This window comes from Dysgonomonas sp. 37-18 (assembly GCF_001899125.1).
In the GTDB taxonomy this organism is placed as follows: Bacteria; Bacteroidota; Bacteroidia; order Bacteroidales; family Dysgonomonadaceae; genus Dysgonomonas.
The window spans coordinates 89,958-114,754 of sequence record NZ_MKVC01000040.1 but is presented as its reverse complement, the minus strand read 5'-3'; the positions used below and the strand labels follow the sequence as shown (position 1 = coordinate 114,754).

Annotated in this window: 19 protein-coding genes; 13 read left to right on the top strand and 6 right to left on the bottom strand. The window is 35.3% G+C overall.

Annotated features, from left to right (window positions below; translation table 11 throughout):
* Positions 1-134: 134 nt before the first annotated feature.
* A complete protein-coding gene (locus BGO84_RS14720) occupies positions 135-509 on the top strand; it encodes a DUF805 domain-containing protein (RefSeq protein ID WP_135104029.1) in 375 nt (124 codons plus the stop codon).
* Positions 510-682: 173 nt separating this feature from the next.
* Here BGO84_RS14720 and BGO84_RS14715 read toward each other — a convergent pair whose 3' ends face one another.
* From BGO84_RS14715 to crcB, 4 genes are all read right to left on the bottom strand, one after another.
* A complete protein-coding gene (locus tag BGO84_RS14715; protein ID WP_006842670.1) occupies positions 683-1,078 on the bottom strand; it encodes a DUF1573 domain-containing protein in 396 nt (131 codons plus the stop codon).
* A gap of 126 nt (positions 1,079-1,204) precedes the next feature.
* The gene (locus BGO84_RS14710) at positions 1,205-1,882 is read right to left on the bottom strand and encodes a murein L,D-transpeptidase catalytic domain-containing protein (RefSeq protein WP_291030318.1); all 678 of its coding nucleotides are present in this window, start codon (positions 1,880-1,882) and stop codon (positions 1,205-1,207) included.
* On the bottom strand, positions 1,879-7,863 hold the full coding sequence (locus BGO84_RS14705) for an alpha-2-macroglobulin family protein (RefSeq protein WP_291030316.1): 5,985 nt from the start codon (positions 7,861-7,863) through the stop codon (positions 1,879-1,881). The genes BGO84_RS14710 and BGO84_RS14705 overlap by 4 nt, the downstream gene beginning before the upstream one ends.
* A 90-nt stretch (positions 7,864-7,953) precedes the next feature.
* Positions 7,954-8,310, bottom strand: coding sequence for a fluoride efflux transporter CrcB (gene crcB, locus BGO84_RS14700; protein WP_135104032.1), 357 nt, complete (start codon positions 8,308-8,310; stop codon positions 7,954-7,956).
* Positions 8,311-8,508: 198 nt separating this feature from the next.
* On the opposite strand from crcB, the gene BGO84_RS14695 reads away from it, so the two are divergent.
* The 12 genes from BGO84_RS14695 to BGO84_RS14640 all read left to right on the top strand — a co-directional run bounded on the left by BGO84_RS14695 (position 8,509) and on the right by BGO84_RS14640 (position 23,393).
* Positions 8,509-9,408 (top strand): GLPGLI family protein, encoded by a 900-nt coding sequence (locus tag BGO84_RS14695; RefSeq protein WP_291030314.1) that lies wholly within the window; start codon positions 8,509-8,511, stop codon positions 9,406-9,408.
* A gap of 25 nt (positions 9,409-9,433) precedes the next feature.
* Positions 9,434-12,061, top strand: a complete 2,628-nt coding sequence (locus tag BGO84_RS14690) for a hypothetical protein (RefSeq protein ID WP_291030312.1) — start codon at positions 9,434-9,436, stop codon at positions 12,059-12,061.
* 99 nt (positions 12,062-12,160) lie between these two features.
* A complete protein-coding gene (locus BGO84_RS14685) occupies positions 12,161-13,639 on the top strand; it encodes a DUF3943 domain-containing protein (protein ID WP_291030310.1) in 1,479 nt (492 codons plus the stop codon).
* 4 nt (positions 13,640-13,643) lie between these two features.
* Entirely contained in the window at positions 13,644-14,063 is a 420-nt protein-coding gene (locus tag BGO84_RS14680) for a GNAT family N-acetyltransferase (protein WP_291030308.1), read from the top strand.
* A gap of 379 nt (positions 14,064-14,442) precedes the next feature.
* Entirely contained in the window at positions 14,443-15,951 is a 1,509-nt protein-coding gene (locus BGO84_RS14675; protein WP_291030306.1) for a hypothetical protein, read from the top strand.
* A gap of 177 nt (positions 15,952-16,128) precedes the next feature.
* Positions 16,129-17,748 (top strand): outer membrane protein transport protein, encoded by a 1,620-nt coding sequence (locus BGO84_RS14670; protein ID WP_291030304.1) that lies wholly within the window; start codon positions 16,129-16,131, stop codon positions 17,746-17,748.
* 237 nt (positions 17,749-17,985) lie between these two features.
* Positions 17,986-18,453, top strand: a complete 468-nt coding sequence (locus tag BGO84_RS14665) for an SMI1/KNR4 family protein (RefSeq protein ID WP_291030301.1) — start codon at positions 17,986-17,988, stop codon at positions 18,451-18,453.
* Between the two features lie 892 nt (positions 18,454-19,345).
* A complete protein-coding gene (locus BGO84_RS14660; protein ID WP_291030299.1) occupies positions 19,346-20,230 on the top strand; it encodes a helix-turn-helix domain-containing protein in 885 nt (294 codons plus the stop codon).
* A 378-nt stretch (positions 20,231-20,608) separates the two neighbouring features.
* Entirely contained in the window at positions 20,609-21,379 is a 771-nt protein-coding gene (locus BGO84_RS14655; protein WP_291030297.1) for a DUF6080 domain-containing protein, read from the top strand.
* 40 nt (positions 21,380-21,419) lie between these two features.
* Positions 21,420-21,896, top strand: a complete 477-nt coding sequence (locus BGO84_RS14650; protein WP_291030295.1) for a DUF6080 domain-containing protein — start codon at positions 21,420-21,422, stop codon at positions 21,894-21,896.
* 7 nt (positions 21,897-21,903) lie between these two features.
* The gene (locus BGO84_RS14645) at positions 21,904-22,788 is read left to right on the top strand and encodes a UbiA prenyltransferase family protein (RefSeq protein WP_291030293.1); all 885 of its coding nucleotides are present in this window, start codon (positions 21,904-21,906) and stop codon (positions 22,786-22,788) included.
* Positions 22,788-23,393, top strand: a complete 606-nt coding sequence (locus tag BGO84_RS14640; RefSeq protein ID WP_291030291.1) for an HAD family hydrolase — start codon at positions 22,788-22,790, stop codon at positions 23,391-23,393. The genes BGO84_RS14645 and BGO84_RS14640 overlap by 1 nt, the downstream gene beginning before the upstream one ends.
* 57 nt (positions 23,394-23,450) lie before the next feature.
* Here the strand turns inward: BGO84_RS14640 and BGO84_RS14635 are convergent, their stop codons facing one another.
* Both BGO84_RS14635 and mscL read right to left on the bottom strand, forming a co-directional pair.
* Positions 23,451-24,299 carry a M48 family metallopeptidase gene (locus BGO84_RS14635; RefSeq protein WP_291030289.1) on the bottom strand — a complete coding sequence of 283 codons (849 nt, stop codon included), beginning with the start codon at positions 24,297-24,299 and terminating at the stop codon, positions 23,451-23,453.
* Positions 24,300-24,339: 40 nt separating this feature from the next.
* Positions 24,340-24,750, bottom strand: a complete 411-nt coding sequence (gene mscL, locus BGO84_RS14630; RefSeq protein WP_291030287.1) for a large-conductance mechanosensitive channel protein MscL — start codon at positions 24,748-24,750, stop codon at positions 24,340-24,342.
* Positions 24,751-24,797 lie beyond the last annotated feature (47 nt).

The following is a 24,797-nucleotide window of genomic DNA, read 5'->3' as shown; positions in this document are numbered from 1 at the left end:
TTTATTAAAGTAGTTTTTTTTAGGTGAGAAAGGAAAAAGATGTGTTATAAATAACATTTCTTTTTCCTTTCATTTTCAGAATATTATATTATTTTTATCCCATATTTTTTTAATACTATAAAAACAATAAAATTATGGAATGGTATCTGAAAGTATTGAAGCAGTATGCTGACTTTAGTGGTAGGGCTAGGCGCACGGAATATTGGATGTTTTATCTTTTCAACTCTTTTATTCCGATAGGTTTGATGATTATTGGCGGCATATTATTCGCCATGAACGAATCTTCAATTCCTTTTATAATATGCATGGTACTGGTTGGTTTATACAGTTTGGCCGTTTTTATACCAAGTTTAGCAGTTACAGTTAGAAGGTTGCATGATACAAATCATAGTGGCTGGATGTATTTTGTTTCACTTATACCTCTAATTGGTGGTATTTGGTTGTTAATCCTTCTTTGTACTGATGGTACTCATGGACAAAATCAATACGGACCCGACCCGAAAGAGTAAAGAGTAATACGTAGATTCTATTTAAAGCTTCCGATGGTTATAAATAAAACGTTTGTGAAGTTAATAAGATATTAAAAAACAAAACAGGAGAAAGACTAGTCTTTCTCCTGTTTTGTTTTTAATTGTTTTATAGGTTCTTAGCTGTTTATTGTACTATGCTGGAACCTATTATTTTATTTGTTGCGAATAACTTCTCCTTTGATACGAACTTTGTAAACCGAATCAGGAACGTTTGTAAATACTGTAATTTCTTTAGTGAAAATTCCCGGACGACCTGTTGTCGAATAAGTTACTTTTATTACCCCTGTTTTTCCAGGAAGAACCGGTTCTTTTGTGTAGTCTGGAGTTGTGCATCCGCATGTTGTTTGTACGCGTTGAATTAGAAGAGGAGCAGTACCTGTGTTTTTAAACGTAAACTCGCAAGTAACAGAACCGGCACTTTCATCCACTTTTCCAAAGTCGTGTACATCTTTTGTAAAGACAGCCTTGGGAGCTTTATCTCCATTTTGAGCCATCATAAAGCTGGTAGATAATACCAAAGCCAATAGTATAAAACCAATCTTTTTCATATACCTAATTTTCTTTATTTTACTTTAAGTTATTAACTATGTAGTTAGGCATTAGCTATAACCGTCTTACAAAGTTAGTAATAAATATGACTATTTTTTAAGAATTTAGCAATATTTAGTATTGTACTAATTATATATCCATAACAGTAGAGGCTTTTTACTCTCTTTGAGTAAAGCATCGCATTTGCGCATTACCTCATTATTTATTACAGGACATCCTTGACTCCAAACTAATGGCAGATGATTTGGGTAAACTTCTTTATTCGCAATCGGATTGTGCGAATGAAGCACTATGATCCGTTTGAATGCATTGCTATTGGTTTTCTCTAAACCATGCAGTTTGTAGTGTACATTTATACCCCAAGTGCTGTATGATCGTGCTCCTGTTTTATATTTACCTAATGAAGAACAATAACTGCCCTCAACATTACTGAATACGGGTTTAGACTGTGTGCTCTTCTGTCCGTATCCATGACAACAAAGACTTTCGTACTTTATACTGTCTTTTGCAAAATCCCATACAAAGAAACGATTCTTGCCCGAGTGTATACTGAAATCAATCAGTATACAGTGTTTCGAGCTTAGTCCTTGTTGTTTACTATATACCTTGGCTTCATCTGCTTTTGCTTTAAGCCTTGCATAAAGTTTTTTTCTTTCTTCTTTCTTTTGTTTCGATTCCGAGGATTCTACTATTTCCCTTTCTTCGCTTTGTTTTGTCGATTTATTATTTGATTTATAGCAAATGAAAGATACAAAACCGGTAAAAAGCAATATTACAGCTATTATCGGAAGATATGTTTTCATTCTTTTTCTTTTACAGTTACTTTTATTCCGGCTGTATGTGATACAAATTCAGGCGCATACATACATTGTATTGTTGTGATTCCATTAGCGTATTCACCTGTACGGTTTACATATACAGGGTATTCAAATACATAAGTACCTTTTGGCATAATATCGAAGTAGAAGTTAGTAGATGCATCTTTTGACGTTTGGTAATACATCAATCCTTCATTCCATTTTATACCCGATATCGTTTGAATAGGTTCGAAACAAGAAGCCCGCATGTCTTTCAGATGAACAAATTCCATATCCTTGTCTGTCCTAACAGTTAGGCGTACTACTACTTTATCTCCCACAGCAAGCGGATTGTTCTCTGTAATTTGACTTAACGATTTACCTGTCGCTGTGTTGATTTCTTTAAATAACTGTTTCTCTACATTCAGGTCTCCTTTATGCGCTGTGATCTTATCCAAGTTTTCATAATATTGCCAGTATAAAGCTCCGTAAGCCGGACGGGTATCTGGTGTTGTCACCTCTACTTTACCCATTTCGTTTTTAATCTCTGTTTTGTTCCATACTTTTTTGAAATAGCCTGTTCCTACCTCTTTATTTTCAGGTTCTATTTTCTCATTCCCTACAGAGATTGCTGGCGTTCCTTCACTTGCAAACCAATCAGATCCTGTGCTTAACAATGCAGTGATAGCGTCTATCGAAGCATGCGTTGATTCCCATATCTGAGTTCGTTTCTGATTTATCAACCATCGTTTCAGCATATCCATTTCTTCTTGCGATGAACCAACTTCTTGCAGTGCATCCATTAAGAATGTATGTACACTGATTGCAGATAGGGACATAAATACCTGATTACGATTATTTGGCCAATACATACCTGTCTTTTGATTTTTAACAGCATATTCGCGTATTGATTTGATGATCTTATTGGCAAGTTCTTTCTCTCCATTTCTTTTTAATACAACCGAAAGGATAGACTTTTCGTACAAATCGAGTTTTTGCCAGTTTTTACTTGCAACATTCGTGTAGAACCTTTCGGCGGCACGTGTTCCCTGATCAATCGGTATGTCTCGGTAGAATGAACGGACATAGGCGTATTCTAACTGATTGGTTGACACAGACGATGTTTTTTCCCAATTCTTATTATTCTTTTTCAGGCTTTCAAAGTCTTTCAATATCTGACTGTCAATAAATTTGAGAGCATTCATTTGCATCATCTTCACATCCTCAGGATATTCTATTTGCCCAACTTGCTGTAGTTTAGCATAGCCATACAGAATATATTGGGTAACAGAACGGCTAGGGTACATCCCTTTGTACCACGACCATCCGCCTTCGTTACTGTTTTGTAGGTCTTGTAGTTTTTTGGTAGCTGCATCGGTCATCTGTTTTGTATTATTCAGATCAAATAATAAAGAAAGGCGCTGCATTTGTTCTGCTTCGTTTTTGGCATCTAGCACCCACGGTGTTTCTTCTAACAATACGTTCTTCAACTCTTCATCTTTCTGTAGTTTCGATACGAATGTCTGTTTATCACCTCCTTGTTTCTTCCATGCTTCTATCATAGCACCCACTTTCGGATACTGACGGATGATAGAAGAACCGAGCGTATTCACATAATAACTAGCAAACCAGTTCACCGCATTTTCACTGGTAGGATTACTGAATGAAGGCAGTGCTTGTATAGCATACCATGCAGGATTGGATGCATATTCCAAAGTGAGTCTATAATTACTTGCAGTGGATGACGTATTGTTGTATAATTTATCGAAAGTAAATGTACTAGTTCCTGCTTTTGTAACATCTATAGGCATGCTTTCTGTCACCATCATACGGTTTGATAGTACAGCCAAAACATGCTGTTCTCCATCACTGAATGTTTCGTTTTGTGCTATAATGCGGCAACCGATCAGTTCAATGCTTTCGGGTACATCAAAAGTCCACTGGGCAGAGGTTGATGCACCTTTGTCTACAGAGAATGTTTGATCTTGATTTGGAATTCTGAGGTCAATCACTTTATCTGTAGCAGGATCGAAGAATTCTATTTTTACATTTCCCGAGATAGCATTTTCTGACAAATTGGATATTTTGGTAGAAATACTAGTCTTATCACCCTGACGAACAAAGCGAGGCATATTCGGTGTCACCATCAGCTCCTTTTGTGTTGTTACAAATTGCTCCAATGTCCCTACTCTCGAATTCTTGTCATGCGCCAATGCTCTGAAACGCCATGTCGTATTGCTTTCGGGTACAGTGAAGGATATCAGAGTTTCGCCTTTTTCATTTGTTCTCAATTGAGGATAGAAAAATGCGGTTTCATTAAAGTTTTGACGGATTTGAGGTGTGGGTGCATTGTTTTCTTCGTTGACAGTTTCCTCTTGTCTAGTGATCGAGTCTGCTGCGAAGTAACCATCTAACCTTTTTGATTGAGCTAGGCGTGGAGGTGCAGGCGTTGATTCTACCCCCGTGACCATACTTTCATTTAATACAGCCATATCTGCTGCAAATATCCCGTCAGAACCTATACCGCTAGAGGTGATAATTCCGATACTTAGATTACTTTTTTCATAAATATATTCCTCAAAAGATTGATTGATATATCCAAACCAATTTAGTTGGTCAAATCTTCTCGCAGGTGTTTTTTCTTCAGACGTATTCATTTCTACCACATATAACGAGCCTGCATAAAACCACTTAGATTGATCTACATTCCAATAGCGTGATGGATAGTCGAACGAAATAGGATATATTGCTTCTTTTCCGATGTATGGGTGATTGAAATTCCAAGCCATATACGGATATAGCTTATCCAGTGATACATCGTACATAGATGCCAACACTTCGGCTATAGAAGGGGTGTTGGTTGTATCTTTTACACTGATTGTCCATGTCTCTGCCTGTCCGGGACGTAGTTTATCACGGAAGACCTCAAGCTTAAGATTTAACTTCGTGTCGGTTTTTTCGGTTTCTTTTGCTAGTGATACATTTTGATTGTATAGCTTTCCATCTTTTACAAAAGTAAATGACATATATACCTCGTCTTCATATTCAGCCTTATAAGGAACAGTGAACAATTGATTCGCCTCACTCATTTTTATGAAGCGACGTTCAAATACTTTTTTATTGTTATTTAGTTGGTACAATACATATATATCTTTGTCTGATACTCCGAATATAACCTCGGCCGGCTTATTGGGACTAAAAGATGTGTTCTTTTTCACAAGCCATTCGTTCGTCTTTATCGGCGGCTTTTTGTCCTTAAAGCTGTATAAAATAAAATTAGCCTTTTCTTCTATTTCGTTATTCTTACTATCAAGGGCTTTTACTTTTAGTTGGTATTTACCTGAAGGCTGACTTTGTAAAAAAGACTTTAATTTAGTTTGTTCTCCTGTTTCAAATGTGCCGTCAAATACTTTCTTATTGATAGAGTCATTTTCCGATAAACTATAAAGAATATAAGTTCCGGAAGTCCTGATGTCTTCCCCTTGTAAATTTTTTGCGCCTATATTTATTTTATCATTTCCCAATTTTTCTATCTGGCTAGGTATATCTATATTGATAGCCATCGAGATATTACCAACGTTAATAGAGTATTGGTTCGACTGAGTCTCTCCATTTACATCCGTCACTGTGGCTGTAACTTCAAATGTGTAATTCTGTTGGTTGAAAGGAGTATATATTTTTTCATCTCCAGGCTGTGGGGTAAATACAACCTCGAATGAACCATCTTCATTTGTTTTTACTACACCATCAGCAAAAGGAGCTTTATAGCCTCTTCCCCAGCGCCAGATATCCAGCTTTTTACGGGTTATAGTGTAGTTTACATCCGTTTGTTGGAGGCTTACACCCGAATAATTTTTTGCATAACCTTTCAGCTTTATTTCTTCTCCGAAAGCATACGTTTCTTTTAATTTATCAAAGGTGATTTCAAAGGTTGGTCGTTTGTACTCTTCTACATTGAAATAGTTAGTTCCTGCTCCGCCGTCGGTTACCATTATGCTATATTGACCTAATAAACCCGATTGCGGTAAGATAAACTCTCCTGATGCAGAACCGAATTCATTTGTGACGATTTCTTTTTCTGAAACCGTTTCATTATTCGCATCCAGTAACTCTATTGTACAAGTATGATTTGCTAATGTTTTGGACTCTTTGTCGATTACGATGGCTTTGAAGTAAACAGTTTGCCCGGGACGATATATGCTTCTGTCGGTAAATATATTAATCGTATTCTCTTGGGTGCTGTAAGGAACAGTACGTTCCCATCTGTATGAGTTTGAATTCAAATTTTCTGCTTGCAAGCACGAGTCTGCACCAAGTTCTACTTTGTATTTAGCTACAGAGTATAGGTCTTTGATATCGCGCGAATCTATGAATGTTGCGATACCTATTTCATTTGTTTTTAATCGAGCTAGCAATATTTTTTTATCATCCTTTTTTCTGACTATAGAATGTATTCTTACTGTAGCATCTTTTATAGGCTTGCCCGAATTTCGGTCAACTACAAATATTTCGTATTCATTCTTTGCGCTATTGCGAGAGAATGTCATTAGAGAAGAAACAATAAATTTGAATTTGTTGTCATCCCACCTATTATAAAGCATATCTTCTTCTTCACCTTTTGGTATTTCTTTGTTAAGTTCTTCAATAGTTCGGGTTGTGAATGTATACTCGCCGGGTTGAAGTTTTCCTATATTCAAATCTAATGTATCAGCGTTGTATGTTGTTTTAGATGTCAGATTCAGTGAGTATTCTTTTATTAAGGAATATTTCCCATTTAATTTTCTCAATAGTTTGAATGGTGCGATGCTATCTGTTTTTACATTTTTATATTCTACTTTTAGTCGGATTTCCTCATTCGGATATTGCAGATTTTTACCATTGACTAGAAGGATTGGAGATTCAAGAACGTTCAATTGTTGTCGTAAAATTCTCGCTCCATACGATTTAGGATATTTATCTAATCCTTTTTTCAACCATGCATATATGGTTTCATTTCTTTTAGCTATGTCCATACCATCCGCTCCGTAATTATAAGCATCAACTATTTTAGCTATTATTTCGGAACAGTTTTCGTTTGATTCATATTTTTTCTCAAGTTTCAAATATGTATCCAATACGTCTTTTGGCGTAAATGAATTCGACTTGTTTTGAGTAAAAGTTATCTTACCAATCTCCATTGATATGATTGTTGCAGTCATATTTCTATCCAATAGATCTTTCAAGTATTGCTGATAATATATATATGCAAGCATTCTATTACCCGAAGCTGACTTCATGTTAAGCTTAACGAACTCATCAGCCGGGAGGATTAGTTGTTTGATGTCTAAATCTATAAGGGTAGGGTCAAATTCACTGTTATCAATATTTTGTATATTCTCTGCTATCTCTATGGCTCTTTTTATCAAGAAGTCATACAATGTGGGAAATCTTTGAGTATCCTTACCAAGGTTGATTATATCATCATATTCTTTTGTTGTATGTTTTTTTAGTGTTGCAATATCTGCAACTGAAAGCTTGAGATGATATGCAATTTTATTAACAAATATATTTCCTGTCCATTCTTTTATATCATCCGGAATTACATCAGAAAGGTTGGTACGTCTATTGATCTCCCAGCTATTTGCATTGTAGTAGTCTAGATAAGCTTCGGCAAGCATAGAGTTTAACAGTGCTTTTTCTGTAACATCATTTGACTGCCTTAGGAGGTTCTGGAGGTCACTTAATATGCCTTCATTATCACTAAAATCGATTTCTTTTTTGAACTTATTCTTATATATAAGTGCCTTTATTACTTGTGTATTGTTCTTTTCGGCGATTGCCATCTTCAGTACATCATCTACCGACTGTAATGCAGATTGGGGTAAGTCTTCAGATGCAAGTTGCTCTATGTTTTTCCATTCATTTTCATATTTATTGTTAGAAGTTTGTGATCTCATAATGCTACTTAATGAAAAGAATAAAAGAATAAAGAATAAATGCTTTTTCATATTATTATGTTTTGTATTTCTTATTAATATATTATAGATGAAAAGGAGGTGCCAAAAGCACAATCAAAAAAGTTAAATATATATAATGTGTTATTTTGTTAGGTACATTCCTAGCCAAACGGCAGATATTCCGATAACACAACTTGCCAATACATAAACAAATGCCAGTATTGATTGGTTGTTGTTTGCCAATGTTAAAGTTTCGCTAGCAAAAGTAGAGAATGTAGTAAAGCCTCCGCAAAATCCTGTAATAAGTAGCATTCGTAAATTGTTGGAGGGAACCAGATTTGCAAATAAGCCGATACAGAAGCATCCGAGAATGTTGATTAGAAATGTAGCTAATGGAAAAGGGAATGGCTCAATCCTTACGATAAAAGCAGATGTAAGAAATCTCAATATACTTCCTACAGCCCCGCCAAGTCCTACTAATAATATTTGCTTAATCATTTTCCAAAATTAATTCAATATTTTCTAACTTTTTACTTTTAGAGATGATAAATAGAAGTAACTGATATATTTCATATTCCAGTCATTCTTAGCAGCAAAACTTTTATTTTGGTATTTAGTCTATTTTGTTAGACCTAAATATTGTCTGTCTAATTTTTTAGACTATATTTGTCGGAGAACTTTAAAGAAAGAAATAATATGAAGAAGATATTTGTTTTATTGATCCTTTTATCTGCTTGTATGCAAGCTTTTTCACAGAATATATCTGCAAATAATGTGAAAGTTGTTAAACTTGATAAAGGTAATGTTTCATCCGAAAATCTTGATGAAGCCGGTATTCGTTGCTACTACAAGTTCGTGCAGCCGGTAACGATAAGTCAGAAAACTGAACAGAAGATAGACACTCTAACACTCGATATCGGAGCAAAAGTGTCCCATTATTATGATGCTACGAGAGCTAGACGCGATTCGATTTTTGGTGATTTTATGAACAATAAGCTGAATCCGGCAACAATACAGAGTATTTCGGTTGTGAAGAATGGAGATATGTCGTCGTTTGATAGCAACGTGGGGACAACATTCGAATCGGAAGAGAAAGGTGAGACTGCACATTTGTATAAAAAGAAGCAAGTCGGTGAGATTATAATTATAGACAGATCCGAAGATGCTCCTAATAAATATAAATGTATAGATAAGGTTTTTTTTCAATGGGATATAAAAACGGATACCTTGACTATTTTGGGCTATTTATGTCAGAAAGCGAGTACAACTTTTAGAGGCCGAACGTATGATGCTTGGTTTGCCTCTGATATTCCGGTAAACGATGGTCCTTGGAAGTTTTATGGACTACCCGGGCTGATTTTAAAAGTGAATGATACCGAAAATATTTTCTCTTTTGAGATTATAGGTTTGGAGCATTTAACCCCAACTGTAGAAATTTTATTGGCAAAAGAGGATTATATCAACGCCAGCCTTAAGGATTTAGATAAGCTCAAAAAAAAGAGATCCGGGGGTATGGCAGTGAATGTTAATGGAGGCAATGTTATAATGGTTCGTAAAAAGAATAATAATGAGTACATATCATTAGAAAAGGAATAACCGGTTGCTTGATGTGACATAAAACATGAAAAGATATTTTTCCCTCTTTCTTATTTTGATTTCGGCTATGGCTCAGGCTCAAACTATAATAATCGGAATAGTTCGTGATGAGAAGCGTAATCCTATGGCAGACATAAATGTAACCTTGCAAGAGAAATCGGGGCGATTGACTCTTGGCTTTGCTATGACTGACGTGAAGGGTGCATACAAGCTCGAATATAAAGGCAAGGCTGATAGTATTGCAATTACTGTATCTGGCTTTAATGTGCAGAAGCAAACTAAGATTGTAGAAAATAGAAATCAGAATATAGATTTTTCTATAGAATCGGCATCAATTTTATTAAACGAAGTGAAAATAACGCCCCCTAAAATCAGGCAAGCGGGTGATACGTTGAATTATCTTGTAGAAAGCTTTTCAGATCTTAATGATAGAACAATCGGTGATGTGCTGAAAAAGATGCCCGGAATAAAGGTTCAGGAAAATGGCGCGATTTTATATCAGAATCGTCCTATAAACAAATTCTATATAGAGAATGCCGATCTGTTGCAAGGGCGTTATGGTATTGCTACAAACAATATCGATGCAAAAGATGTATCAACGGTGCAAGTGTTGGAAAATCACCAACCAATTAAAGCTCTAAAAGACAAGGAATTGTCGGAAGATGCGGCTATTAATCTGAAACTGAAAGATTCGGCCAAAGGAACTATCATTGCGAATACACAGCTAGGATTAGGCGGTTCACCTCTGCTTTGGAACAACGAATTGACAGGGATGTACATAGCTAAGAAGTTGCAGAATATAACAATCTATAAGGGAAACAATTCGGGTGATGATGTCACTCGAGAGTTGACTTCTTTTTATTCGAATGATGCTTCCAATATGGATAAAGGAGGTCTTCTGGCTGTGCAGAGCCCCTTATCTCCATCCATAGCAGAAAAACGCTATCTGAATAATCAAGCAAATATATTGTCTGCGAATAATTTGTGGTCTTTAAAGAATGATTATCAATTGACCACCAACGTTAGCTACCTGAACGATCTGCAACGGAAAGATAGCTATGCTTTTACTGAATATTATTTGGCAAATGATAGTGTTTTGAAGATAGAAGAATATATGAACTCTCGCCTAAGAAAAGACCGGTTGACTGGAGATATTCAATTGAATGCGAATAAAGACAAATTTTATTTTAATAACCTTTTGAAGCTTGAGGGTATATGGGATAGGGAGAGGGGTGATGTCATTTCTGCTGATAACGTTAGTCAATATCTTAAAAAGCCGTACTATAGTATTAATAATACCTTCAATATGGTGAAAACAGGAGAAAAGTATACATGGAACTTTTATTCTTTTTTCGGATACAATTCATCTGCGCATACATTATCTATAGAGCCTGTGTTGTATCAAGATTTGTTAAGTCCTTCAGCTTATTCATCAAGGATGATACAGAGTGTAGAACAAGATAATTTGGCTGCATACAATAAGGTCTCATTAGGGTTCGGCAAAGGAACTTGGAAGCAGGAGTATGCTGTAAGCATGCGTGCCGATATACAAGGTTTAAGTTCTGAATTGGGAACAGGTAATACTACAAATGTGGCTGATTCATTGAAGAATGATCTCCGACAAGGTAAATATGAGCTAATATTTAGCCCCGTTTATACCTATGCTAAAGGAAAGCTAAACTCTGTATTGTCATTACCTTTTAATTACACACTTCTTGATGTAAAGAACAATATTTCTGATGATAAGCGCCGCAAAAATAATTTTTCTTTTAATCCTTCTTTATTTCTTCATTATAAGATATCTGGTTATTGGACGTCTTACTGCAACTACAGCTATAAAACTTCTATCGGTAAGATCAACCAACTGTATAAAGGATATATTCTATCGTCGTATCGTAGCTTGTTGAAAAATGATGGGGATGTTTTTGAACAAAAGGCGCATAATGCAAGCGCATCTTTGTATTATAGGGATCCTATTACAACTCTATTTGGGATGTTTAATATTAGCTATTCCAATGTTAGGACGAACCTTTTGTCTGATTATTCTTATTTGGGAACCCTTACCTTACGTTCTTCAATTTTAGCCCCTTCTACTTCCGAAAGGCTAGGAGCAGATATACAACTCAGTAAAGATATTGAAACGTTAAGCTCAACTGTTTTTCTGGGAGGGAACTATACGATTAGTCGCTCATCTCAGGTTACACAACGACGACTTATCGATTATAATAATCAGGGATACTCTTTTTCTCCTCGTATAATAACTAAGATAAGCCCTTCTGTTAATTTACAATATGAGTTTAAATATTCACAAAGTATCAGTAAGGTGAAAAATGAGGAAAAAACATTTGATCCAATACGCACAATGTCTCATAATGTTCAGTTGAGTATATTTCCATTCAAGGGGTTGTCGCTAAACCTGAAGTGTGAAAGTTTTTATAATAATGCAATTATATCGGGAAGTCGATCTATGACATTTGGTGATATAAGTGCAAAGTACAAGTATAAACAATTAGAGTTTATGTTTGATTATACAAATATATTCAATTCCAAACAGTTTGTTTCTGCTTCATACAACGATGTCAGTCGTTATTATTCTGCATATATGTTGAGGCCTACAGAGGTATTGCTAAAAGTTAGATTTAAGTTAAAGTAGCGATTTCAATAAAAAAGCGATACTATATGTATCGTTAGAAGAAGCAATGAATTATATTTGCTATTTGAATTTAATATTTTTAATAAATCAGGTTAATCGATGCAAAATAAGTTTCTCTTATTCTTTACATTTTTATTAATCTCATTTTACGCTCAAGCTCAGTTTGCTATTCGTTATCAGGTGGCTCCACCCAAGCCGGCTGATTCGATTGACATAGCTTTTTATTCTAAGAAAAAGTTTTGGGAAGCGACAACTCAGAATTTTGGTCTGAATATGGCTATCTGGGGATTTGATCGGTTTGTAATGAAGGAAGATTTTGCATATATAAATATGCATACCATAAAGAAAAATCTAAAGGGTGGTTTTGTTTGGGATAATGACCAGATGGGAACAAATATGTTTCTGCACCCTTATCATGGTAATCTATATTACAACTCGGCTCGTTCCAGAGGCTTTAATTATTGGGAGTCGGGGCTTTTTGCTCTCGGTGGTAGTGCCATGTGGGAGTTGTTTATGGAAAATGAGTATCCATCAATAAATGATATAATAGCAACGCCTATTGGTGGTCTATCGCTTGGAGAGGTGCTTTATCGGACGTCCGATCTAGTGTTGGATGATCGCCGCGAAGGAAGCCATCGCTTTGGACGCGAATTAGCAGCCTTTGTAATAGCTCCAACCAGAGGGCTGACAAGAATACTGAATGGAGATGCTTGGCGTAGACGTTCTACTACTGGCAAACAGTTTGGAGTGCCCGATGTAAGTGTAGAGGTATCTGCCGGAGTTAGAGTTTTGGAGCTGAAAGGTGAGATTCTCGACAAGGGGGTAGGGGCTGCAATGGATGTAAACATCGAATATGGTGATCGATTTTCAGATGAGAATGAAAAACCCTATGATTATTTCACCTTTAAGAGTAATCTCAATATACACAGTTCGCAGCCAATGCTTAGCCAACTAAATATTATTGGTCGACTGTATGTAACAGAATTGGTAGATACAAAAAATGATTTTCTAAGTTTAGGATTCTATCAACATTTCGATTATTATGATTCGGATACAATATCAGATGTTTCGGGTAAAATTCCATACAAGTTTTGTACTCCTGCATCATTCGGGGCGGGGTTCATCTATCAAAGTAAACGTATACAGAATGTAGGATTTAATGCATTTATGCATACAAATCTGGTGTTGCTTGGTGGAGCACTTAGCGATCATTATGTGGTAGATATGCGTAATTATAACCTTGCCAGTGGTTTCAGTACAAAGTTAGGTTTTAATCTGACGTACAAGGATTGGATCAGTATGTCGGGTAATTATGAGGTCTATCGTATGTTTACTTGGAAGGGATATCCCAAAGATATAGATTGGGATAATATTGATGTCCATGAGTTTAATTATCAGGGGGATCGATCGCAAGCAATTCTACATGCGATCAGTCTTCGTACAGATATAAAATTAAGAAGCCATTTGTTTTTAACGGGTATATATTACAACTATATGCGCGACACAAATTATAGATATTTTGATGATGTGTTTTCTAAAACATCAGAAGGTCGATTAATGCTAACATATAAATTTTAATAAAATGATTATTTCCGAAGCCCCATATGAAGATGTTTTGGGCTTGCGCAGGCAAGTGATGTATCCGGATAAAGATATTGAGTTCGTAAAATTGCCTGACGATGACAGAGGTTTGCATATTGGTGTATACGAAAATGATGACTTAGTGTCTGTAATGTCTATATTTCTGCATGGTAGAGACGTTCAGTTCCGAAAACTAGCAACTCGCAGCGAAATGCAAGGTAAAGGATATGCTACAGCTCTAATGGAGTGGCTTATATCTTATGCAAACGATTTAAAGCTAGATTGTCTATGGTGCAATGCTCGCAGTGAAACAACCGATTTTTATAAAAAATTTGGTTATAGTGAAACCGATGAATTTTTCTCTAAAAATGGCTATGATTATATTGTAATGGAGAGAAAATTCAATCATGAATTCGCTTAATGTGACTTTTATAAATACGCTTTTTCTTTTACCTCATCACGTTCTCTATAATTCGAAAAATAAACGTAGCTAAAAGTAACTTCTAAACCAAGAAGCATCTTTTTATTGGTATAAACGAGGTTATGTGAAGAAATAACCTAAGGATAACTATTTTTAACACAATAGGGAGCAACATCGGTTTGTTTCTTCGCATCTTTAGTATATATAATATTGAATTGAAAAATAAAAGTCGTACATTTGTTTTATATACCATAAGATCTTACTGTAAGTTTTAAACCTTTTGACGAATGTTTAGTCTAAGATATATACATGAAAGTATATTGTACAGTAAGTGAATACAAAACTAAATTAGTAAATAATAATTATAGGAGAGCAGATTATGAAAGCTAAAAAAATGTTTCTAATGATTCTCGTGTCAGCTATACCGTTCTTGGCTTTTGCTCAGGAATGGGATGACATATATGCTACTTCTAAATCGAAAGAATCGAAACAGAAAGAAGTAAAAGTAAAGACTACTGCTCCCCAAAAGCAAGTAGACCAAACTCAGGTTTTGGTAGTGAAAGACAATGGGGATATAACATTGGAGCGAACAGGAAATGTGAATATCGATGTAGATGCTTATAACCGTAGAGGAAATGTAAGCGTATACGATGCCGAGCAAACACAGATGCCTGACGACTCTATTGTAAACGCAGATGGATATAATGATTATGAATATACCGATCGTATAGTAAGATTCCACGATCCCGCTAATAGTGTTAAAATTTCTAGTGATAACGAGATTAATGTATATGTTGTAAATGACACATATAGCAACTATTATCGTAATCGAGGTTGGAATTTTAACGTAAACTTCGGCTGGGGCTGGGGAGGATATGGATATTATCCTTGGTACGATTCATGGTATTCCCCTTCTTATGCATGGGGATGGTATGATCCTTGGTACTATGGCTCTTGGGGCTGGGGGTGGAGCAGACCTTGGTATGGAGGCTCTTGGGGTTGGGGATGGAATAGTCCTTGGTATGGTGGCTGGTATTCCGGCTGGTACGGCGGCGGAGGCTGGTATGGCGGTGGACATTATCATCGTTCAAACTATTCGTATTCTGGACGTCCACGATATAGCTCAAGCGGCAGATACTCGGCTTACAATAATTCAGGACGCTACAACTCCGGATATAATAACTCCGGCAGATATTCTTCATATAGCGGAGGACGTGGTTCTTCTTCTAGTGTAAGTACTCGACCATCATATAGTTCGGGTAGAGGATCAAGTAACGTAAGTACTCGACCATCATATAGTACAGGTAGAGGGTCGTCAAGCGGTGTGAGCACCCGTCCGGCTACTCGTCCAAGCTACAATAGTGGAACATCTACAGGTAGAGGATCGTCAAGTGGTATTAGTACACGACCTACTACTCGTCCAAGTTACAATAGCGGAACATCTTCGGGAAGAGGTTCTTCATCCGATGTAAGTACTCGTCCGAGCACACGCCCAAGTTATGACAGCGGTTCATCAAATAGTAGCCGTCCAAGTTACAATAGTGGTTCGTCCAACAGTACCCGACCAAGTTATAATAGTGGATCGTCCGGTAGTTCCTCAAGACCAAGCTATAACAGTAGTAGCCCATCAAGGAGCTCTTCTAGTAGCAGCCGTCCAAGTTACAGCAGTGGCAGTTCGTCTAGTAGCTCTTCTAGTAGCCGACCAAGCTATAATAGCAGCAGTTCGTCTTCTTCAAGTTCACGCCCAAGTTATAGTAGTAGTTCTTCCAGTAGCTCTTCTTCAAGAAGCTCGGGGTCTTACAGCTCCGGTAGTTCTTCTTCGGGACGTTCTTCCGGTGGAGGATCATACAGTGGTGGCGGTGGTAGAAGTAGTAGCGGACGCAGATAATACGATCGTATCATAATAAAAAATATAAAAGCTGTTTCAACAAACGTGGTTATTGGAACAGCTTTTTATGGAAAATATAAGAAAATAGAACATTTAATATACTCTGAAATGTGTATGTTTCGTTTCGAAAGAGTTTAAACATGCAAATTTCATCTGTTAGATAAAAAATATTGAAATATGAAAAAATTATCATTATTAATGCTTGCTGTTGCCTTTTCGGTAGGAATGGTTTATGCTCAAAATGAAATGGATGCATACAGATTTTCCAAGAATGATTTAACCGGTACGGCAAGATCTGTGGCTATGGGGGGTGCATTTGGTGCACTGGGAGGTGATATCTCCGGTATTGCAATAAATCCTGCCGGTATAGGAGTTTATCAAAAGTCTGAAATTGTGACAACAATGAATTTTCAGAATACAAAGTCACAAGGTCAGTTGAATATAGGTAAGCAAAATGAAAATAAATTTACTTTTGCTTTTGATAATTTAGCCTTTGTGGGAACTTTTCCTTTATATGATGACGTAGTTCCTTTTCTTAATTTTGGATTTTCTTATAACCGTTTAAAAAGCTTTGATAGGAAATATGCCGTAATGGGCGATAATACTCGATCTCTTACGGGTTATATGGCTGGTAGAGCGAATTTTAATGAAGTTCCAGCTTCACGCCTATCTCTAAAAGATAATGACTTTTGGGGAGTATGGGACAGTCAGGATTGGTTGACGGTATTAGGCTACAATTCTTTTTTGATAAATGAAGGTTCTAACGGAAGTAGCTATAGTCCGGCAATATCAAACAACGTTTCTAATGATTTGTTTGTGGAAGAGAAAGGTTATATTAGTTCATATGATTTCAATATCGGAACTTCTTTCTCTGATATTGTGAGCGTTGGTGCTACAATTTCTATGACAGATATAAACTATCGTCTCTATTCTCAATATACAGAGTATATGCCTGATGGAAATGGTGCACTGGCAGATAATCGCAGATTTGATTTGTATAATTGGAATAGAACGGATGGAACAGGTTGGCAAGTAAAAGCCGGAGTTATAATAAAACCGGTTCAAGAATTCCGTATAGGTATTGCTTACCACTCACCAACATGGTATAAAATGACAGATCATTTTGCTGCCGATTTGAGTCATAATTTATCAGGAGTATCGAGTTCTAGTCTTGATCCCGATTATGTAGCAGGAACAGTAAAAAGCTATGATGGGCGGGAAGATGCTGTTTTTGATTATAAATTGCGTACACCCGATAAATGGACATTTAGTATGGCGGGAGTTATAGGGACAAAGGCTATCATAAGTGCAGATTATGAATTGACAAACTATAAGAATAATATGAAGCTGTTTAATCGTAACAGTAAAGCATTTTCCCCGGATCCGAATGAATATATTAAAAACGATTTCAAAATGGCATCAGCCTTACGTGTTGGTCTTGAATATCGTTTTACCAGCAAATTTTCAGGTCGCGTAGGTTATTCATGGGTGCAAAGTCCTTTTGACTCAAAAATAAAGAATAATGGAAATGAGGTCACTACAGATCCTCGTCCTGTTACACAATATGCATTCGATGCCGATACTCACTATATCACTTATGGATTAGGATATCAATTTATTCCTGAAAGAAGAGGTAAATCCGATTGGTCGAATGGTTACTTTTACACAGATGTTGCCTTTGTAATGAAATCTCAAAAGGCAGATTTGTATTCTTTTGCAGGAGCAGATAAAGCTTCTTTGAAGACAAACTCATTCCAAGGTCTATTGACTTTAGGGTATAAGTTTAGTATGAATTAGGCCATTCTTGAAAACAAAATTAAATGGAAAAGGCATGCTTAAAGCATGCCTTTTCCATTTAATAGCAGAATGTTTCTGATCTCGAAAGTTTTATTTTGCCACTGACAAGTAAGGTCGTATTTGATTTTGAATTGTATCTTTGTAAATATATTTACGTCGAATTATTAGTTTAATTGGCCATTTGTTAACTTTTAAACTAAATGTATTCTGTATCTCAAACAATTAAAATTAGTATAGATGACCCCCGCGTATCATAAGTTCCTTGAGTTATTCAGAGCTAATGAATATAAAATAAAACACGGAAAGAAGGGTGTAGTAAAGCAAGAGTGGATTGACTACACGGAGCAAGAATTAGGATTTTCTTTACCTGACTCTTATAAGTGGTGGTCGCAGGAGTTTGAGTACTTCAAAGTGGAAGATGAATATGTTAAATATGTATCTCCTCCCGAAAATTATAATATTGCAGATGTAGATAGCATTTTATATTTATACAAGTCTCAGACGATAAATAACGCCACATCTCAGAATGAATTGACTATTTTGGAAGAAGGAGAGGGGGATGCTTTGTATTATTTCTTAATTGAGCCCGGGCTAAAAGGCAATGAGTATAGAGTCTTTTGTCGTGATTATATGAATGAAGATGATGATTTTTATGCGGATGATTTTTTTAAGTTTTTGGAAATGAAAATACATCAAATGAAATAATACACAGGCTGAATATAAGAGTAAATTACAATCAAAGAGATATATGATGCTATAAGGTAAAAGTTATAGCATTTTTTTTACTCCTTAAAAAGTCATATTTTAATGTTTTAAGAAAGGGGTTAATCTCTTTATCTGTAGAATCTTATGCGTTTTGTGCTGTGCCAAAAAGTTGTATCCTATTGTTATTGAAGCGAGTCTTTGCTAACTATGTATTATAATTATAAAATAATCAGAATCTTGAAATAGAATAATATATCCATTCTTACACTGATGATAATCTAGCAAGGCATATAAATATTGATAATAATTTTTAGTGAAACATTTGTCTATATGACAAAGCCTTGTTATAAGGTAGTTATAAAGTTCCCGAAAATGAGGATTGCTTTGGTTGTCCTCTCACCGTCCTGAGATTGCCCGTCTCAGGACGGTTTTTTATGAGTTATTTAATCGATTGGTATCATTCAAAAGATTAACAAAACAAATAGAAACACTAGGATGATATTCGTGTAAACGAGATTTTCTAAATATATATCCAGGTTCTGCTGGGAGTTTATCTTCAAAAAAAAATAACTATTTATCAAAATAATGAGTTTAAAGATTAGTAGACTTATAGTTTAATACAACTGAGAGTAATTATATCTTTCTTCTTATATTAATGATCTGTTATTGAACATTTTATTAAAACTGTCAATGAATGAAGAAAAAGGATCGAAAATGACAGAAAATCTCTATCAGTAAAAGAAGTGAAGAGTAAAGCTTTAAATAATTATAAATATTATACTAAAAGTCCATTTATTTTCGCTATTAAGAAATTAAATTCTATATTTGCACCGTGAAATATTAAGAGCAATATTTCATGATAAATAACACATAACAAAACTAAACAAAAGTCATGCTAGAAAAGGAAAGTAACGAGCTTGGATATTCGTTAGAGAACGAATTTAAATTATATAAGAATGCTCACTCTTTACCAGTTCCTCATTTAGCATTTTGTGCGACTTTTGGTATAGTTGGTATTTGTCATGAAGGAGCTATTACTATCGAAGTCCATCAGCGTCAAGAAGAGCATCGTTTTGTAGAAGGAGAGATGATCGTTTTATTGCCAAATCAGACTATATCGGTAAAAGATAAAAGCGACGACTTTAAAATTGATTATTTTTTACTTTCCCAAACAATAACAGATGATATTCTAGGTGGTATTTCACGCTTTTCGCCACTATTCTTCATATATATGAGGCAAAAGCACTTTTACAAACTGACTAAGAATGAGATGTCTCGGTATTCTGAATACTATAATCTTGTTAATGAAAGATTTCTTACGTCAGACTGTATGTTTCAGCGGGAATATATAGTAAGTTTAATAAGACTTTTTTATTTGGATGTTTATTATAGTTTTAAGAATAGCTTATTGTCAACGAATGCTACTCCTTGTTCGAGGAAAGAGAACTTGGCATATCAATTTTTTCTTTTAATACTAAAGCATTACCACGAAAATAAAGAAATGTCTTTTTATGCGAAGCAATTGGGTATAACACCCAAGTATCTTTCTAAGGTGATAAAGGATGTAAGTGGTCGATCTGCCAAAGACTGGATTGTAGAATATACTTTGTTGGAAATAAAATCGTTGTTAAATAATACAGCGTTAAATATTCAGGAAATAACATTGGATACACATTTTTCGAGTCAAGCTTCTTTAGGTAGATTTTTCAAAAAGCATACAGGGCAGTCTCCGTCGGAATATAGGGCGAGGCTCGACGCTCAGATAGGTATGTTTTAGAATATTGATCAGAGGTAAATAAATGCTTCGTAAAGGATAGAAAAATAAATAAAAATATATTGTGTAGTTTTGTAAAGTTTGTGTTAAGGTTGGGGTCCTGCAAGTCGTGAGATTAGCAGGATTCTTTTTGAAGCAACTTCATCACGAAACTCCATTATTTTATAAACAAAACAAGATACTATACTTCTTATTTCTACAGAGATCAGATTTTAATAATAAATTTTTGACACAGCTTGTACAGTCTAATTCTTTAATTTTCAATTATTATCTGTGTAATTTAAAAATAATTAATGTAATTTTGGCTTTTATTTTTTGAGCTTGCCTATCAAACTTAATAAAGATCGGTGTATCCCAGACTAACACTTACTTGCATAAAATATGAATAAAAGTATTCGTTTTAAAATTTCTGATTTTAAATTTTTATCGAAAGCCCTTTTGCCCCAGAAAAAAGAAGAAAAATTACTATTCCTTATACTGCTATTAATTTATTTATCCTATTCGATATATATAGCATTAAGCACATCTGTGATAGATAATATGTCGTATGAAACAGATATTTATTTTTCTTATGATAACCCCTTAATCTTAAAGCTTGGACGGACACAGATAAGCGGGCATCCTCTCCTGATGTTATTTTATTACCCTTTTGTTCTTATTGGCAACGGACTTGCATATTTAGTTACATTCAAAGCTAAAACTCTCCTCTTTGTTTTATTGTCCTCCTCGATGATAAGTATGTCCTCTGTTTATATTTTTCGATATCTGAGAGAGATTATTGAAATAAAAAGGTTTGTAGCTTATTTGATGACATTATTTTTCGCATTTTTTTCTACAAACCTACTCTTGAGCTTTACACCTGAAAGCTTTACGCTATCTGCTATGTTTTTGGCATTTAATGTTTATTATAATTCATCTTATATAAAGAAACAAAAATCACCCCCATTTCTTTCAAATATAGTTTTAGCAGATTTTATTTTAGGAGGAATTACACTTACTAATGTTGCAAAAGGTATTGTCCCTGTGTTATTTTTTAAAGAAAAGAAAATAAGTATATTAAAGAAGGTCGTTTTATTGGGGGTAATATTTCTTGCAATATTATCTATTGTTCAGCTTATTAGTGTAGTTTTTCTTTCGAAGAATTTTTTTTGAGTCGATTTTCATACACAGAGAATCTTTTACCAATAGTGCTTTGGGAGGCTCCTCTTTATTCCAGATGGTTTTTACTCATTTTTTTGGCTCTCCAATCTTCTTTCCTCCAATGATGAATTATACAGCTTACAATTCAACGATGCAGTATATAATCGAAGGAAATTATTCTTATTGGTGGCAATATACCTTCGTTGCTTTAATACTGGCAATCATTGTAGCTGCTTTGGTAAAGAATTATAAGAACCCTTTTGTACAAATGATTTTCTTACTATTCCTTATCGATATCATTATACACTGTGTAATGAAATTTGGTATCAATCAGCCCTTTATCTACGGTGCACACTGGGTGTATTGTATTCCTTTATTATTCGGATGGCTGTATAATAAGTTGGAAGAAAAACAAGCAAAGGCCTTTGTCGTATTCTTGATATGCATGTTTGTCGGTTTGATTATAAACAATCTGTATCATCTCACGGATTTTATTAATATGGCACAATCTTTATATCCAACAGAATAAACAAATAATGAATAAAATAAAACACTATTTACAATTGATGCGACTACATCAGTGGGTAAAGAATTTTTTCATCTTTTTACCTCTATTCTTTTCTTTTAAAATGGATCATATTTCATTGTTGATTGCCGATTTATGGGCTTTTGTCGGCTTTTGTTTAATAGCTAGTTCTATATACATTATCAACGACTGGAACGATATTGCAACAGACCTGCTTCATTCCGAGAAACGAAATAGACCTTTGGCTTCGGGAGCTATAAATAAAAAAGAGGCATTGTTGATGATTCTTAGTTTAGTGGCGGTCAGTCTATCTGTGTATATATTTGTTTTAGGAAACTATATCGCATTGGCATTATTAGTGTCTTATTTTATTCTAAACATATTTTACTCGCTAAGGTTAAAACATATACCGGTTATTGATATTAGTATTGTGGCTATAGGATTTGTTATCCGTATATTTATAGGTGGGGTTGTTACAGATACTCCTCTTTCTCGCTGGATTGTGGTTATGACTTTCTTGTTGGCTATATTCTTGGCTTTGGGTAAACGGCGTGATGATGTAGTAATTTATGAGGAAACAGGTGATAAAGTACGTAAGAATGTCGATGGGTATAATATTCCATTTCTGAATGTGGCGATTGTGGTTGTAGCCGCGGTAATGATGGTTGCTTATATTATGTATACTATTTCGCAGGAAGTAACAGAACGTAATGGAGATAATCTTTATTTGACTTCCTTTTTTGTGTTTGTCGGGTTGTTCCGATATTTACAAATTATATTTGTGGAAGATAGGAGTGGTAATCCAACATTGATATTCCTCAAAGATAATTTTATCCGTATCATTATAATCTTATGGATTATATCTTTCTTTGTTATCACAAAATTCTTTAGGTAATGATAGATGTAAATTCATCGAAGGTAATAGCTGTTTTCGACTTTGACGGAACCATAACGACCGAAGATACCTTATTCGATTTTATTCGCTTTTATTATGGATTTCCAAGGTTGATTTGGGGGTTGTTTGCTCTCTCTCCTGTTCTGATCTTATTTAAACTAGGGTTTATCCCAAATGATAAGGCAAAGGAACGGCTGTTTTCTTATTTCTTTAAAGGAAAGACATTATCGGAGTTTAATGCTATTTGTGAAAAATACAAGAATCGAATAAATCAGACATTAAGATCACAAGCGATCGATAAGATCAGATTTCATCAACAGGACGGGCATATAGTGCTCATTAATAGCGCATCTATTTACAATTGGATTTTGCCTTGGGCTCAATCAATCGGTATTGAGAACGTTATCAGTACGGAGATTGAAGTTAAAGAAGGCGTAATAACAGGGAAGCTCAAAGGTGAAAATTGCTACGGAGTAGAGAAGGTCAAACGTTTCCTGGAACTTTATCCTTATAGAGATACTTATCAGCTATATGTATACGGGGACAGTAGGGGGGATAAACCGTTATTAGATATTGCAGATTTTCCGTTTTATAAAGAATTCTAAAATAAAAGAGACTACCTCTTACACGAAATAGCCTCTTCTGTTTTATGTTTTATTCAATTAGAACTTCCATTTGTTAGATGTTTTTGACGAATTCGTATTCGTTGCTCCTGTTCCACCTTTATAGTATTTCATAGCTTCAGGCAAATCTTTTTCTATCTGTTGGATACGTGTGTTGTCTGAAGGGTGAGTACTCATAAATTCAGGAGTGCTACTTCCTTGCTGCGACATGCGAGTCCAAAATGCAGCAGCCTGACTCGGGTTGTATCCTGCCATTGCCATAAATATCAGACCAAGTTTATCAGCTTCTAATTCTTGTTTGCGCGAATAAGGTAATAAAATTCCATATTGAGAACCGAGCCCAATTGCTGCCGCAGCGGCTTGCTGCACCCTGGTAGAAGTTCCTCCGAGAGCTGTACCTATTGCAGCTGTACCATATTCAGTCATCATTTGTTGGCTCATACGTTCATTTGCGTGTTTTGCAACAGCATGCGCGACTTCATGTCCTAAGACAACAGCCAGACCAGTTTCGTCCTGAGTATAAGGCAGTATTCCTTCATATACGACAATTTTCCCGCCGGGCATGCAAAAAGCATTTACATCAGCACTCTTCACGAGGTTGAATTCCCATGCATACGATGCTAATTCATCTGCATAACCATTGTTTTTCAGATAAGTTTCAACAGCATTCGCTATATTTCTACCAACTTTCTGTACCAATGCCGTATTCTTCTTATCGGTTGATATTGGCGCAGATTTTATAAATTGTTGATATTGCTGTAAACTCAACGAAAGAACCTCTTGGTTCGAAACCAGATTCAATTGTTTACGTCCGGTTACAGGTACGCTGCCACAACTGGAGAACAATAGCGACATCGCTATAAATAAAATAGGGAAATACTTTACCATAATGCTTGTTTGTTAAGTTCAATTTATAAAAGGTATATATTTAATTTTTATTTTGTTCCTTCAATAAATCTCTGATTTCTGTTAGTAACGTTTCCTCTTTAGTTGGAGCCGGAGGGGCAGCAGGGGCTTCTTCTTTTTTCTTTTGTAGCATATTGATACCCTTGATAGCAAAAAATATGGCACTGGCTATGATAACAAAATCAAAAACAGTTTGTACAAAAGAACCATAATTGATTGTTACAGCTGCTGCGTCACCTACTGCATCTTTTAGCGTTACCTTCAGGTCCGAAAAATTGACACCGCCAAGTACAACTCCAATTGGAGGCATGATAATATCGCTTACAAGCGATGATACAATCTTGCCGAATGCTCCACCTACAATGACACCGACAGCCATATCAACTACGTTGCCACGCATCATAAACTCCTTTAATTCTTTTAATACCGACATAATTATTTTATTAAATTGATAAATTGTAATATATTTTTATAAACACG